Raw genomic sequence first — 14,381 nt, forward strand, 5'->3', positions numbered from 1 at the left:
TTTTATATCGGAAAGGTATGCAGAAATATGAACCCAAAAACATAAAAAACCTTATTCCCATAAAGGGAACAAGGTTATGAAATGTTGAAAAATAGGATAATAGCAGTTTCATAGTATTACATCATCGTGGATTATGATTTGGTTCTTGCCTCTGCTGCTTTCATTCTAAGCTTCATGAAGAAGTTAAGAACTGGACGTTTTGTCTTATCGATGAGACCGATAACCTCAGCGCCAATTTGCAGGAAGAACATCATTACACAGATCACTACAAAGGTTACCCAGTTTGCTTCATGCATTGCGGCAGCAGACTGAATGACCGCCAACACACCGAAAAATGCAGCAATTCCATAAATAATCAGAACGGTTTGTCGATGACTAAACCCAAGATCTCTTAATCTATGATGCAAATGACCTTTATCAGGTGCAAAGATCGGCTTCTTGTTAAGAAAACGACGAATGATTGCGAACATCGTATCAGAGAGTGGCACCGCAATAATAATAAGAGGTGTAATCAATGTTACGACTGCAATTTGCTTAAATCCTAGTAGAGATAACATTGCAAGACTGAACCCGAGGAACAGTGATCCTGTATCTCCCATAAAGATTTTCGCAGGATGGAAGTTAAAGAATAAGAACCCAATGATACTGCCCAGAAGCACAAGGCAAATGAAAGCCGTAACTACGTTACCCATAATAAAGGACATGACAGCAATCGTTCCGATCGCAATAGCAGAAACCCCTGCTGCAAGACCATCAAGTCCATCAATCAGGTTAATCGCATTCGTTACTCCAACAATCCAGAAGATCGTTAGAGGAATGGAAATCCATAATTCCAGTGATGAATATGCATCAACAAAAGGAATATTAACAAAATCTATACGAATCTCAAAGGCAAATACAACTACACATGCCGTAATAATTTGTGCTAAAAACTTTAATTTGGCCGACAACTGAAATTTATCATCCATCGCACCAATCAGGGCGATCATCGTTCCCCCAATTAGAAAAGCGTAGATGAAACGGTTATCTCGAGTGGTGAACATATCCGAAACGAACGGAAGTAATGCAAGCAGTGTGACCATAAAAGCAAGAAATATACCGAGACCGCCGAGTCTAGGCATAATCTTGGTATGGACCTTACGTGCATCGGGCACGTCTACGGCTCCCACCTTTATCGCAAACTTCTTAACGAGTGGAGTAAGTCCAACCGCAAGTCCGAGAGCTACGATAAATCCCAAGATATAGAACATTAACATTTGCTCATTCGACCCCCAATTTTTCAAACAAAGAATCATTTACGTATCCTACATAACAACCTAACTCCATGCATTATACTCCCTAGATTCCTGAATTACTATCCTTGTTTTCTAGCAAAAATCAATGAATTTAGCAATTCTTCCTTAATTTACACCTGTTTTGTCACGTTTTCTTTTTCGCGCATCACTTTCATAGCAAACTGAGGAAGAGCTAACATTCTTTTTGCCCGGGTCGGTTCACGCAGTAAACGATAGAGCCATTCCGCTCGCATTTTTTGAAAAGCAACGGGAGCTCTTTTGGACTTCCCTGAAATGATATCAAAACTTCCGCCGACTCCCATCATAACAGAGACGCCTAATGTTTGCTTATGAGCACCGATCCAAGGCTCTTGGTTATCTGCAGCACGCGCTACGAATAGTAAATCAGGTGCAGCTTCCCGTATCTGTGCAATCACTTCTTCGTCTTGATCCGCTCCAAAAAAACCATCGCGATATCCACAAATCACGACACCAGGATACTGCTTTTGTAACCTGCTTGCCGTCTCTTGAATCACCTCAGGTGTAGATCCCAAAAGAAACACTCTCCACCCATAGGTTTCACCAACCCGTAGCAATTCATGTAAAAGGTCAAAACCTGCTACCCGTTCAGCAACCGGAGTACCGCAGTAGTTAGCTGCCCATACGACTCCAGCACCGTCAGGAACAATGAGTTCAGCTGATTGCATGACCTTCATATACTCCGGATTATCCAGTGCGGTCATAACCATAATTGGATTTGCGGTGATGACCTGATGGGCTTGTCCAGAGCGAACAGCTCCTTCAAGGTAGGCTACCGTGTCTTTCATATCCATGCGTGAAAACGGAATTCCAAAGATGGGCACGGTGGGCACAGACTGTGTCTGCACTTGCTCCATATGCTCATTCATGACTCATTCATCCTTTGCCGCTTAGAAATTTTAAAATTTGAACCGCAGGCTCCTGTGCTTGTTCTTTAAGCGAAGCGATTGCTTCTTCTCTGGACTCAAGCCATTCATTACGGTTTGTAAATACCTTTTCAAGTTCTTCTGTCAGCTTATCAGCTTGCAAAGTATCAGTACTGCCAATTGCTTCGCTTTCCAGCCGATGGAGAAAAGCATCAATTTTCGGATCATACGATATACCAATCAGTGGTACACGCTGAGATGCTGCATAAATCAGACTGTGCAGTCTCATGCCAAGAACCAATTCACAACGTGAGACTTCAAGCAGCATCATTTGTGGATCGGTTTGCTTAGAACAAATACTTACTTTACTGCCTGTCCCATTCAGATGTCCTATTTTCTGCTTAACATACGAAGAAGCTTCTTCGTCGGAAGGAAGGTGGAACGGTAGAAAACGAATATGCACTTTTCTTTTCGTAGCAAACTGTTTTAGTCCTTCCGCAATACGGTCCAATTCTGTTCGATCTTTCTCCCAGAAACGTACCGATACCCCAATGACAGGCAATTCTACTTCTTCTGTCTTTGGTGTCGTTCTTCTTGCACTCCCGCCTCCATAGATTGCTTTTTGTACCTTGGAGGGTTCAGGAAGAGGAAGCCCCATAACAGGGTCAGGAACGATGCGAACATCATTCCATCTAACCCCAAAATCCTGTATCAATTTTGCCGACTCTTCATCACGAACGGAGATATATTCACAATGTTTAAAAATACCTCGAATCATCGGTTTAAAAATACCACGCTGAACAGGGCCTATACCCTGAGCATAAATAAACGTCGGTTTTTTCATGTTCTGTGCCAACTTTAAAATCCCGAGGTAATAAGGAATCGATTTCCAGCCGGTTGCATCTTGTAACAAGCTGCCTCCTCCACTGATGAGGCCATCACTTTCTTTAATGGCACTGCGTACCTCACCAAGTTTCATACGATGAACGGCTCGAACACCGTACGTTTGCTGCGTCCATTCTGGATCGCTTGAGAGCACGATAGGTTCTATTTGCACATTGGTACGCTGACTTTCAGATTCCAGTGCAGTCAGTATAGATTTCAAAACAGCTTCATCTCCGCTGTTATGAAATCCGTAATATCCGGAGATGACTATCTTCTTAGTAGTGGTGACCATTTTTTCCAACATCCTTCCAAAACTTGCCACACCACAATTGCGATCAATCCAACAATGAGACCAAGCCCGAGGCCTAACAAGCCACGAATAAGGGAAAGATGCACGGGTGTATGAATATGAGCGAACGTGTCCACCATGGACAACTGAGCAATCGTTGCAATAATCAGTATATAAATTGCATTTCGATATTTAAGAGCTATAAACGCTCCTACGATAAACAATGGGTGTCCCAGTAGAAACTCTTTGTTACGAGGGCGCACTCCAAAAGTATCTTCCAGGAATGTTCGTATTGCCATTTCAAGTGGAGTAACACTACCCGAGTTACCTGTTCGACTCAGATAGTAATAGCCTACCACACCTATGATACCCGCTGCCACTACCCATAAAAGAGTGATCGGCTCCTTCAACATTTTGCGAACAAAGGCCATACTTAGTGCCTTACGATAGAAGAGCACATAGAATGCAACTAGAGCAATTGGAGCTAAATGCAGCAACCCTACTCCTCTAAATTGTTCAATAACGAGGGCATACGTAATGTTATTCAAGAGTGCGATCATAAACGGAACAGCCAGTAGTGACAGTAGTGAAGTGCGGACAAATAAGAACAGCGCCTGTGTCACACGATTCTTCACAGTAAGATCTGGCGTTCTCAGTTGTACCGCGTTAATCCGACGTACAGCGAGCACCATAGCAATGGTCGGAGCACTGATTGCAACCAATAAAGCAAGTCCTTGCTCCATCAAAGATGGTCTGAGCACATATAAACCGGCGCTTCCGAGCATACCCAGCACAAAAGCTGGCAAGGTCAGGATTGGAATAAAGTAAGAGATCATCAGGGCAATCATTGCCACACTTCCGGCAACAGCGACCGCTTTATAATAACGTTGTCCAGGAGTCTCATGTACTTTAAACGGCTCAGCCTGTCCAATCTGGAAGCCGTTTGCCTCCATTCGTTCAACTGCTTTTCCTTCTTCTCCTAATGCATTGATCAGGTTCTCCAAAGGATCAGTGATGGTTGCTTTTAACGAACTCCGTGCAGGAGCAGCATTCAGATAAAGCATACGTATATTACGATCTTTTGTAGCGAGAGTAAATCGATCTGAAATAACCTCAATATCTAGATTGGCATCGGACTCACTGAGTGAGTAAAGACGAACCACATTATAGTCTGTAAGGTACGAGAGAGTACTGAAACCATTTTGAGGTTTCTTTAGATTCTCTATGGCAGCAAGTCCAATTCCATGCTGGTTCATAAGCTCAGCAAAAGAAGACAAGCTTCTAAGCTCTTCATTATCATTATATCCTTTTACCTTATCTCCATCAAAAAGGATACGCTTCACACCGAATTGCTCAAATGTTTCCATAAGCTGGGCTACCGACTGCTCGTCATAAGGAAGTGCATCACCTAAACGAGGCATAATATTGAATCCACGATCCACAAGATCACTCATCGTGATTGGATCCGGAGCCATAGGCTTGAGATTGGCATTTTCAACTGGCGTTTCAAGGATCAATCCTTGTTTATCCTCATAGGTCCATGGTTTAACTGGAATGTCAAGTCTACGGAAAGTATCCTGAATAAGAGGAGACAACGCTTTTTCGTTCTCTTCACTTGTAAAAAGAAGATACGTAAAGTTCTCATTTTCCGGTAAAACCTTGCCTGTCATATTAGCGACGTCAAGACTGTTATAAATCATAATTCGCCGTGATTTACGGAATTCATCGAGCGTACTTTCAAACATCGCCATCGTGCTGACGCCTGCATTTTTTAGTTCGGTCAATTTTTCATTAATATAATCCTTCGGATGAACCTGATACGCAGCTACATCCACAAGATCGCGATAGTCAAATACCAACTCTACAGTTTTGGAAGTTGATTCTGTTTTGACACGGTCGTAGATGACGGGAATGGATGCGATAAGTCCAATAATTACAATAATCCATAGCCATTTACGAGAAACCGTGTTCCAATATTGCCATTTTTGACGCACAATGTGTACCTCCTAAAGTTAATACCTTTCCAACCATATCATGCCCAGCACTCAAATATTTAGCAACTTAGCACCCATCTATACCTTTTACATCATTCCAACACAAAAGCCTTTCCGCCAAACAACCCGAAACGGTGCGGAAAGGCTCCTGACATCAAATTAAAGCTTCTGAACTTACACCATCATTAAACATGAAAAGAAATCAATAAATAATTACCTAGCCATCTACACGAGCCATGACTACATCTACCAAACGCTGGATGCGTGCATGAGCATCTTCATTATCTTTACCCTGAACAGCAAAGTAAACTTTGATTTTCGGTTCCGTGCCTGAAGGACGTAAGCAGAACCAAGAGCCGTCTTCAAGAATGAATTTGAGTACATTCTCTTTAGGCAAATCATCAATTCCAGTAGAATAATCCAGAACTTCTTGAATCTTGATGCCTGCAATCTCCTGTGGAACAGAAGTACGCCAGTCTGTCATAATTGCTTGAATTTGTGCTACACCGTCTTTACCCTTCAGTGTACGAGATTGTAAGTTCTCTAGGAAATAACCAAACTGCTCATACAGTTCTTGAAGTACATCATAGAGTGTTTTACCTAAACTTTTATAGTAAGCAGCCGCTTCACATATTAACATAGCAGCGAGGACTGCATCTTTATCCCTTGCATAATTACCTGCAAGATAACCGTAGCTTTCTTCATATCCAAAAAGATAGGTATGACTGCCTGTCGATTCAAAAGCATCCATTTTCTCACCGATATATTTAAAACCAGTCAGTGTATTAAACACTTCCGCTCCATAATGCTTCGCAATAACGGCACCCATCTCACTTGTTACAATTGTTTTTACTACTGCACTATTACTTGGGAGCTGACCGCGCTCTTTTAGCTGCCCAAGAAGGTAGTGAGTCATAATGGCACCCGATTGGTTCCCTGAGAGCACAAAATATTTGCCTTCTTTATCTTTCACAACCGCACCCATACGGTCTGCATCTGGATCTGTTCCAATAAGAATATCTGCATTCACTTCTTCTCCCAGCTTCATGGCAAGAGTGAAGGCTTCACGTTCTTCCGGGTTAGGTGATTTTACAGTAGAAAAATTCGCATCTGGCTCAGCTTGTTCAGGAACGATATGAAGATGATTGAATCCGATTCGTTCCAACACCTTTGTCACTGGAAAATTTCCTGTTCCATGCAAAGGAGTAAAGACGATGTTGAAATCTTTGCTATACTCAGCCGCGATACGATCCCGATTGATGCTTTCCGAAGCAACCGTTTCAATGAATGCTTCATCTTCCGCATCACCAAGCCATACCAAAAGTCCCTCAGCTTCCGCCTCAGCCTGTGTCAGTTTCTTTACTTCTGTAAGAGAAGTAACATCCTGAATGTACTGAATAACTCGCTCTGCTTCATCCGGTACAAGTTGGCCCCCAGAAGCATTGTATACCTTATATCCATTATACTCTGGCGGGTTATGACTTGCCGTAATTACGATGCCGCCTGTTGCCTGTAAATGACGAACACTAAAAGACAACTGAGGTGTCGGACGCAGTGCCGTAAACAGTTTAGCAACAATTCCATTAGCAGCAAGTACTAGAGCCGCTTCAAGTGCAAACTCCGGAGAAAAATGACGAGAATCATGGGCAATAACGACAGAAGGTCTGCCTTCTCCGCTATGCCCTTCCTTAATATAACGTGCAAAACCTTGTGTTGCTTTCCCTACAGTATAACGGTTGATACGATTGCTACCTGCTCCGATAACTCCTCGAAGACCTCCAGTACCGAATTCAAGCTCCCGGTAAAACCGATCCTCTATTTCCTTCGAATCTCCAGATAGCTGCTCTAACTCCCGTTTGGTTTCATCGTCAATTGAGGGATCACCTAGCCACTGCGCCAAAGCGCGTTCAGCAGTTTCACTTAACATGTCTTCACCATTCTCCTTTGCCCATATGTAATTATGGTTCTCTATGTGGTTATTTCATGATTGTAAGTAAATAGATCAGTACAAAAAACAGCAGACTTTCTCCTATTGCGGATCAGACAAGGCAAACATAATTTCGCCTTCTGCTACAACCTTGTCTCCTACACGAGCGGTTGCTTTACCTTTACCAATGGAACCTTTCAGACGAGTGATCTCAACTTCCAATTGAAGTGTATCTCCTGGTACAACTTGTCCACGAAAACGGAAATTATCAAGACCAGCGAGGAAACCAATTTTACCTCGGTTACTCTCTACTTTGAGAATAGCAACTGCACCAACCTGAGCCAATGCTTCGGTGATCAATACCCCCGGCATTACCGGGTACCCAGGAAAATGGCCTGTGAAAAAGGGCTCATTTATCGTTACATTCTTGATGCCTACTGCCCGCTTACCTTCCTCAATCTCTACAATTTTATCGACCAACAAAAAAGGAGGCCTGTGCGGAATAATTTCCTGAATTTGATTAATATCTAACATATACTTTAAAACCCCTTCCTTACGATGCATAATAATACAATTCTTTGTCAAAACTAATTATATCCTTCATCATCTGCAGTAGTGAAGGTTGAGATAAGGGGCTTGTTCCTTTGTGCCGCACAGTTCGTACTGACGGTCTAAGGGAATCAGCCCTTTTGTAATTGCGATAATACTGCAGTCTAAAATGCGTTAACCATGATGACAAACTGATCTGGCCGCAAAGTCCCCCATCATTATACATTTTTCGGGAACAAAAAGAAAACTCCTGCTTCGCAGGAGTTCCATTTCCAAATCCATCAGGAGTATGAATTGCGTGCCTTTGCATTAAGGTGCAAAAACAAGATCAAATATATGCTTCCAAGTTCGATAATCGAGGGCAGACCCAATATCCTGTCCCCCCACTACAACATAACCTATTAGCATTCCTCCGATTAAAGCAACCAACAAAAGCAGTGGAATCAGAAGCCGGCGGAGGATCTTTGCTGAAGATCCCTTCTTCTTCTCTACTTTTTCTTCTTGAGTCATAACGTTCACCTAAGCCCTCATATTATTCGCAAGATTCATCATTGTATCACTTGAACTCAGTGCACGAGCAGCCAGCTGGTAAGTGCGCTGTACCTCAAGCATTTTCGTCATTTCACTAGTTAAATCCACATTGGATGTTTCCAGATATCCCGCTCGTATCGTTGCCTCAGGCACCGTAGTCGCAGCATTTTGTCCAAAAACGAGATCCTCGGTAGCTCCCGACACCAGACTAAACAAATTATTAGAGCTTGCTGCGAGCCCTTCAGGACGAATAGGTTCTACCAGTTGAAGCTGCCCAGCAACCGTTGCATCAGGAGAATCGCCAAGACGCACTAACACATTACCATTCGCATCAAATGCAACAGCTGTCGCATTTGCCGGAGTAGTAATGGGCTGCCCATTCCTTCCAAGAACAGAATAACCTTCAGTCGTTACAAGTCTCATTCGAGGTGCAGCATTCGGATCCTGAACCGATTCATCAGGGACAAAATGAAAATTACCTGCTCTTGTCCAAGCTTTCTGACCATCCACTTCTACAGCAAATAAAGCATTACCTTCAATAGCAAGATCTGTAGGACTCCCTGTTTCGTTGAGTTCACCTTGTGCCATATTCTGAGTTACCGATGTCATCTGCACACCAAAGCCCATATTATACCCGAGCGGTGTTGCTCTGCCTTCCCGAGACAATGTTGAACCTTGCTGCTGAACACCGGTAAGTACATCTTCAAACGAAGCTTGTTTGCTCTTATATCCAACTGTATCTACATTGGCAACGTTATTTGCAATGACATCAAGGCGCTGCTGCATGCTCGTCATGGATACGAGAGCACTGATCATTGAATTATTCATACAATCCCCCAAACTTCAAAAAATATGTGATGTCTCTAGACACGTCCGATCTCGTTAACTGCCTTTTCCAAGCTTTTATCGTAAAATTGAATTACTTTCTGATTTGCTTCATATGCTCTAAGTGCTGCAGTCAAATCAACCATAGACTGAGCTGGATCTACCGTAGATCGTTCCAGGAAACCCTGCTTTACCTGAACTCGATCCTCTGCACCAAGCGCTCGCGCTAACCCGGTACTTGCCTCATCCAGTACATAATTTCCATTGCCCTCTCTAACTAACTGATAAGGGTTATCTACGACGGTAATCCCGAGATTTACGCCTGTGTTATTTCCTGTAAGAGGATCCACAAGTCGTCCTTGCTCGTCCACTTTAAATTGATTCAAAGGTCCTGTCAACCGAATTGGCTCTCCATTATCTGACAATACCTCAAAACCAGTTGAACTAAGCAGCCTACCCTGTGCATCCACCTGAAAGCTGCCGTCCCTTGTATATCTTACATTTCCTTCGTTATCTTGTACTGTAAAAAAAGCTTGCGGCTTATAAATTACTTCACCATTATCGCTAATATATTTACCTGAAGCATCAAAAGAAATGAACTCGCCCGTATTAGGGTCTTCTACATTTAAATCCGAATATAGAGCAAAATCCGTTGCTTTTTCGGAAGCAGTAAGGTCTCCTTGAACATTCGAGAACATACTCTCTTCGGCAAATACTCCTGTATTCAATCGACCGATGATCGTGTTGCCTGAAGCAGATGCATCTCCACTTCGGCTGAGCAGCATTTCGGGAAAGGAACGAACTACACTCTCCACCTGCTTGTAACCCGTTGTATTCAAGTTAGCAATGTTTTGTGTTACTGTATCATGTCTACGCTGCTGGGCAACCATTCCGGCTGCTGCCGTATAAAGACCTCGAATCACCCCAGGTCCCTCCCTCACTTGCTAATTGTTTGGCTCTATGTAAAAAAAGCTCCTAGTCATTGCACTTATTATCTTTATCGGTGCCTTAGAACTTTTTCTTAAGGGAACGATCTAAATGATTGAGCATCAGTCCCGTTCCCTTGACAACACAATGCATAGGATCATCGGCTACTAGCACGGGTACCCGCAATTCTTCCGATAACAACTCGTCCAATCCTTTCAGTAGTGCGCCTCCGCCAGTTAAAATTACACCCCTGTCAATAATATCTGCTGACAATTCCGGTGGTGTTTGCTCCAGAACAAACTTAGCAGAAGCTACTATAGAAGAAATCGGATCTGAGAGAGCCTCCTGCACTTCATTTGAAGTAACGGTAACCGTCTTGGGTAATCCGCTCACCATATCACGTCCTCGAATATCCAGCTCTGCCTGTTCTCCTCCTGGACGCACCGTTCCGATCGATACTTTAATATGTTCTGAAGTCCGTTCTCCGATAAGCAGCTTGTACTTATTTTTGATATATTTCAAAATCGCTTCGTCAAACTTATCCCCTGCCATTTTAATAGAAGATGCCGTAACGATCTCACCCATAGATAATACGGCAACATCTGTTGTTCCACCGCCAATATCCACGACCATATTCCCGCTAGGTTCATAAATGTTCATTCCAGCTCCTATAGCAGCTGCCTTTGGTTCTTCTTCAAGAAATACCTCTTTAGCACCACTTCGTTCTGCTGCTTCACGAATCGCTTTCTGCTCAACGGATGTGATATTCGTAGGAGCACAAATTAAAATACGGGGACGGCTGTACCAACTTTTGCCGCCAACCCGGTTAATAAAATATTTAAGCATTGTTTCCGTAATATCAAAATCAGCGATGACGCCATCCCGCAATGGCCTGATAGCAACAATATTGCCGGGTGTTCTGCCCACCATTCGGCGCGCATCCTCTCCCACAGCAACAATTTTCTTAGATCCACTTTCAATCGCAACTACCGAAGGCTCGTCGAGAACAACGCCCCTCCCTTTCACATGAATGAGCACGTTGGCCGTACCAAGATCAATACCGATATCCTTGCTTAGCATATAAAAGAGCCCCCAAAGAGATATTTTTAGTCATATATGTTATCGCTTATTTCTTATCTATGTATTTCATATATTTGCCCACAATTAGCTACATATTCTGTCGATGAAGTAGATAAGAAGTCATGTACTTACGCTTATACCATCTTTTAACATATCATACTTCAGGGGAGGTGTTCAATGTATTTGTATGCTCTTTGGCCTACATAAACTTTAGGGACATTAAGATTTACCGGAAGCGAGCACCTCTCGTTTTTTGCCACTTGTTTTCTTATATTTGATTTTGGTGGCCTCGCCTCCCCTTAAATGGCGAATGGATTTATGATACTCAAGAATGTGTTTCACCTGGTCCGCAAGATCAGGGTTAATTTCCGGCAGTCGTTCGGTCAAATCCTTATGCACCGTGCTCTTAGAAACGCCAAATTCCTTGGCGATGGTACGGACCGTATTCCTCGTCTCAACGATACAGCGTCCGATTTTTATGGTCCGTTCTTTAATGTAATCGTGCACGCTCCCGCCTCCCTACTGTGGATAGTTTGGTACATTATATGAGGGGCATGCCTAGATATTCACGGTTTCACGGGGTGACAAGCTTTGAGGTGATCAATTATTTTTAGTTTTATTATCCACAGGTTTGTCCCAAAACAAATTCCTTCTATAGAAATAAAAAAAACAGCAGGCATGTCCCACTGTTTTTTCTTCTTGCTTATTTATTTTTATTTTTTAAGGAATTGTTCTGGATTTACAGGTTTACCTGCCTCGTATACTTCAAAGTGTACGTGGTTTCCAAGATCCTTGCCAAGTTCACTCTTGCCTGAGATGGCAATGGTGTCACCTTGTTTTACTTCATCGTTCTGTTTCACTTTTACATCAGCGACACTTTGATATACCGTTTTCAGGTCATTGTCATGAGTAATCTCAACAACCATACCATTCAGCGGATGTTGCTCTACACGTGTAACCTTACCACTCAGCGCTGCTTTGACTTCAAAGGTTTGATCATCAGCTCTTGCCAAATCAATTCCGGCATTTGCGATAAAAGTTTGATCATACTCTAGTAAAGCAAGTGCTTTTTCATCTGTCGTAGCGGCAGAGTCATAAAATGGTTTCACCACATTCACATCGGTTGCAGTAGCTACCGGCCATGCTAGATTTTCAGACGTACCTTCTACTTCTTTCGTAACTGGTTCTTCTTCCAAAACTCCAGTGGTAGGAACAGCCTCTCCTGAATTAGAAACTTTTTCAGTAGATTCTTTCACAGCAGATTGCATGCTAGCGTCCTGGTAGACCCACACTAAAGTTAGTATAATAGCTGCTGCGGCAATGTAAGCTGCCGGGTATACCCACCGTTTGGACAACAGCTTTTTCCAGGAAGAAGATTGTGATACAGGTGCTCCACTACTTGTTTTTGGAGCATTTTCTTCGTTTTGATTTTTGTTTTGTTCATTCATTTTCTATCACCTCAGTAACAAGTGTTACCGGGTGCAACTCTTTTATACTCGCACTATTAAAATATTTTGAAAGTTTTTTCGAAGATTACGATTTATCTTTGTATAGTAGCTTGGAAGCTTGACCAAACGCGATTCCATTATAGTAGTGTTTTAGTATCTGAGTCGCAGTATAACCCTCTTGGGCCATACCATTCGCCCCCCACTGACTCATACCTACTCCATGCCCATATCCATGAGTCGTAATCGTAATATTATCACCGCTTGTTGTCCAGGTAAATTCGCTAGATCGCAAACCTAGTTTTTGTCTAATCTCTATTCCAGTAAAAACTTTCTTACCAACCTGAATCTCCTTAATCCGATTTCCGGCTGTTTTGGAAAGGATTTGAATGAAGGGCTTCGCCGTTTGTCCTATCGTAGATACCGGGATCGCGTCCGACGTTACATTCAATTTATTTAGAAAATCTACCCGGGACATTGTAACGCTCTCTTGATATCCCGGAGCAATTTCAGCATCCCATGGACTTTCTACACTACGCAAGTAAGGTACTGCTTGCTGCCATACATCTTCCGAGTTCTCCGTATATCCATTACTGGTGGAAAAAAAGGATGCCGTAATCGGTTCTCCTTTATACGTCATAATCGTATCCTTACTTTCCCGAACGGCTTGTTCGAGCTTGGCCCATTCTTTTTCTTTCCCTGCTTCCTTAAAAGATTCAGCGAGACTGTTATAGGGAAGATACACCTGATGCTCAACCGTATCATTCACGTCTGCTCCCTCTACCGGTATACCGCTGCGATCATCTGCGTCCATCCGCTTGGTCACGAAAGTGCGCGCTGCAATGGCTTGCGCCTTGAGTGCTTCTAGGCCGAAGTCGGAAGGCATCTCGGCCGCAACAACCCCGGTGACGTATTGTTCCATCGTCACCGTATCGATGGTGCCCGTCTTCGTCAGATAGACGCGCACCTCGGGCTCGGGATACACCACTGCCGGCTTTGGTGCTGGTGTGGTGTCAGGGACAGGGGCAGGTGCCTCTGCGCCAGGTTTCTGCGCAATAGGGGGCACCTGCCCTTGCACCGCCGGCGTACTACTGGGCGGTGCTTCCTCGCGGGGCCAGGCAAGCACTGCTGGGATCAGCAGTGCCGCAATGGCTAGTCCCGCGAGGGCGGCGGCTGGGCCAGGCCGCCGGGGGCGCCGCGTTACCGTGCCGCGGCGCCAGGAGCGGGCGGCTTTATAAGCGCCGCCCGTAGGCGCATGCATCTCAGAGGCATGCGCTGATTTGCTGTGCCCTGCGGGAGGCACAGCAGGTCCTACAGCTGGAACTGTTGGGCTGTGTTCCAACAGAGGTCTTTCTCTCTCCTTGCTCACCTGACTCGGTATCGAACTCCCTTCCACTATGGCGGCAGTTGTTTGTTTTGAGTTCGTTACTCTTATGATTCCTTGTTCATCTCGCTCTATTAAAACATCGCCCTGACTGTATGCTTTCTGAGCTAACTTCTGCCATGGGACAGTAACAACCTTTTCCCGCTTCATACGGAATCTTCTATTCTTAAGCTCTTCCTTTAATTCTGAAGAACCTCGTGTCGCTTTCATCTATATTTCCTCCCAACATCTTATTTCTTCCTCACTCTAGCTCGGTATAACAGAGAAACACTATACGTCATACATATGGAGTTCCAACATCTGATAGAACTAAATTAAGAGAATATAAATGAGAGGAAGGCTAGTCTTAAGACCACACTATAATAG

Annotated in this window: 13 protein-coding genes; all 13 read right to left on the reverse strand. The window is 43.6% G+C overall.

Translation table 11 applies throughout. The features are described from left to right. Positions 1-131: 131 nt before the first annotated feature. Complete coding sequence (locus tag KFT32_RS21940) at positions 132-1,256, reverse strand: glycosyltransferase family 4 protein (protein ID WP_211749610.1); 1,125 nt, start codon at positions 1,254-1,256, stop codon at positions 132-134. A gap of 149 nt (positions 1,257-1,405) precedes the next feature. Beyond that, entirely contained in the window at positions 1,406-2,182 is a 777-nt protein-coding gene (locus tag KFT32_RS21945; RefSeq protein WP_481856362.1) for a WecB/TagA/CpsF family glycosyltransferase, read from the reverse strand. A gap of 7 nt (positions 2,183-2,189) precedes the next feature. After that, positions 2,190-3,356, reverse strand: a complete 1,167-nt coding sequence (gene csaB / locus KFT32_RS21950) for a polysaccharide pyruvyl transferase CsaB (protein ID WP_211749611.1) — start codon at positions 3,354-3,356, stop codon at positions 2,190-2,192. Next, positions 3,332-5,347, reverse strand: coding sequence for a DUF5693 family protein (locus KFT32_RS21955; RefSeq protein ID WP_211749612.1), 2,016 nt, complete (start codon positions 5,345-5,347; stop codon positions 3,332-3,334). The genes csaB and KFT32_RS21955 overlap by 25 nt, the downstream gene beginning before the upstream one ends. A 217-nt stretch (positions 5,348-5,564) precedes the next feature. Further along, positions 5,565-7,274 (reverse strand): phospho-sugar mutase, encoded by a 1,710-nt coding sequence (locus KFT32_RS21960; RefSeq protein ID WP_211749613.1) that lies wholly within the window; start codon positions 7,272-7,274, stop codon positions 5,565-5,567. Between the two features lie 102 nt (positions 7,275-7,376). Beyond that, positions 7,377-7,808: a 3-hydroxyacyl-ACP dehydratase FabZ gene (fabZ, locus tag KFT32_RS21965; protein WP_211749614.1), complete on the reverse strand. Its 432-nt coding sequence runs from the start codon at positions 7,806-7,808 to the stop codon at positions 7,377-7,379. A gap of 324 nt (positions 7,809-8,132) precedes the next feature. Continuing rightward, positions 8,133-8,333, reverse strand: a complete 201-nt coding sequence (locus KFT32_RS21970) for a DNA-directed RNA polymerase subunit beta (RefSeq protein ID WP_211749622.1) — start codon at positions 8,331-8,333, stop codon at positions 8,133-8,135. A 9-nt stretch (positions 8,334-8,342) separates the two neighbouring features. Continuing rightward, entirely contained in the window at positions 8,343-9,182 is an 840-nt protein-coding gene (locus KFT32_RS21975) for a flagellar hook-basal body protein (RefSeq protein ID WP_211749615.1), read from the reverse strand. A 35-nt stretch (positions 9,183-9,217) separates the two neighbouring features. Next, on the reverse strand, positions 9,218-10,102 hold the full coding sequence (locus KFT32_RS21980; RefSeq protein ID WP_211749616.1) for a flagellar hook-basal body protein: 885 nt from the start codon (positions 10,100-10,102) through the stop codon (positions 9,218-9,220). A gap of 85 nt (positions 10,103-10,187) precedes the next feature. Beyond that, a complete protein-coding gene (gene mreB, locus KFT32_RS21985) occupies positions 10,188-11,186 on the reverse strand; it encodes a rod shape-determining protein (RefSeq protein WP_211749617.1) in 999 nt (332 codons plus the stop codon). A 219-nt stretch (positions 11,187-11,405) separates the two neighbouring features. Then, complete coding sequence (gene spoIIID / locus KFT32_RS21990) at positions 11,406-11,693, reverse strand: sporulation transcriptional regulator SpoIIID (protein ID WP_211749618.1); 288 nt, start codon at positions 11,691-11,693, stop codon at positions 11,406-11,408. A 206-nt stretch (positions 11,694-11,899) separates the two neighbouring features. Continuing rightward, positions 11,900-12,634, reverse strand: a complete 735-nt coding sequence (locus KFT32_RS21995) for a M23 family metallopeptidase (RefSeq protein WP_211749619.1) — start codon at positions 12,632-12,634, stop codon at positions 11,900-11,902. Positions 12,635-12,719: 85 nt separating this feature from the next. After that, the gene (spoIID, locus tag KFT32_RS22000; RefSeq protein ID WP_249436054.1) at positions 12,720-14,225 is read right to left on the reverse strand and encodes a stage II sporulation protein D; all 1,506 of its coding nucleotides are present in this window, start codon (positions 14,223-14,225) and stop codon (positions 12,720-12,722) included. Between the last annotated feature and the right edge of the window lie 156 nt (positions 14,226-14,381).

The sequence above is a fragment of the Paenibacillus sp. Marseille-Q4541 genome, from assembly GCF_018310695.1.
Classification (GTDB): Bacteria; Bacillota; Bacilli; order Paenibacillales; family Paenibacillaceae; genus Paenibacillus.

Coding starts and splice junctions, on each gene's coding strand:
- KFT32_RS21940 (WP_211749610.1), bottom strand. CDS start 1,256: ATGTTAATGTTCTATATCTTGGGATTTATCGTAGCTCTCGGACTTGCG.
- KFT32_RS21945 (WP_481856362.1), bottom strand. CDS start 2,182: ATGAATGAGCATATGGAGCAAGTGCAGACACAGTCTGTGCCCACCGTG.
- csaB (WP_211749611.1), bottom strand. CDS start 3,356: ATGGTCACCACTACTAAGAAGATAGTCATCTCCGGATATTACGGATTT.
- KFT32_RS21960 (WP_211749613.1), bottom strand. CDS start 7,274: ATGTTAAGTGAAACTGCTGAACGCGCTTTGGCGCAGTGGCTAGGTGAT.
- fabZ (WP_211749614.1), bottom strand. CDS start 7,808: ATGTTAGATATTAATCAAATTCAGGAAATTATTCCGCACAGGCCTCCT.
- KFT32_RS21970 (WP_211749622.1), bottom strand. CDS start 8,333: ATGACTCAAGAAGAAAAAGTAGAGAAGAAGAAGGGATCTTCAGCAAAG.
- KFT32_RS21975 (WP_211749615.1), bottom strand. CDS start 9,182: ATGAATAATTCAATGATCAGTGCTCTCGTATCCATGACGAGCATGCAG.
- mreB (WP_211749617.1), bottom strand. CDS start 11,186: ATGCTAAGCAAGGATATCGGTATTGATCTTGGTACGGCCAACGTGCTC.
- KFT32_RS21995 (WP_211749619.1), bottom strand. CDS start 12,634: ATGAATGAACAAAACAAAAATCAAAACGAAGAAAATGCTCCAAAAACA.
- spoIID (WP_249436054.1), bottom strand. CDS start 14,225: ATGAAAGCGACACGAGGTTCTTCAGAATTAAAGGAAGAGCTTAAGAAT.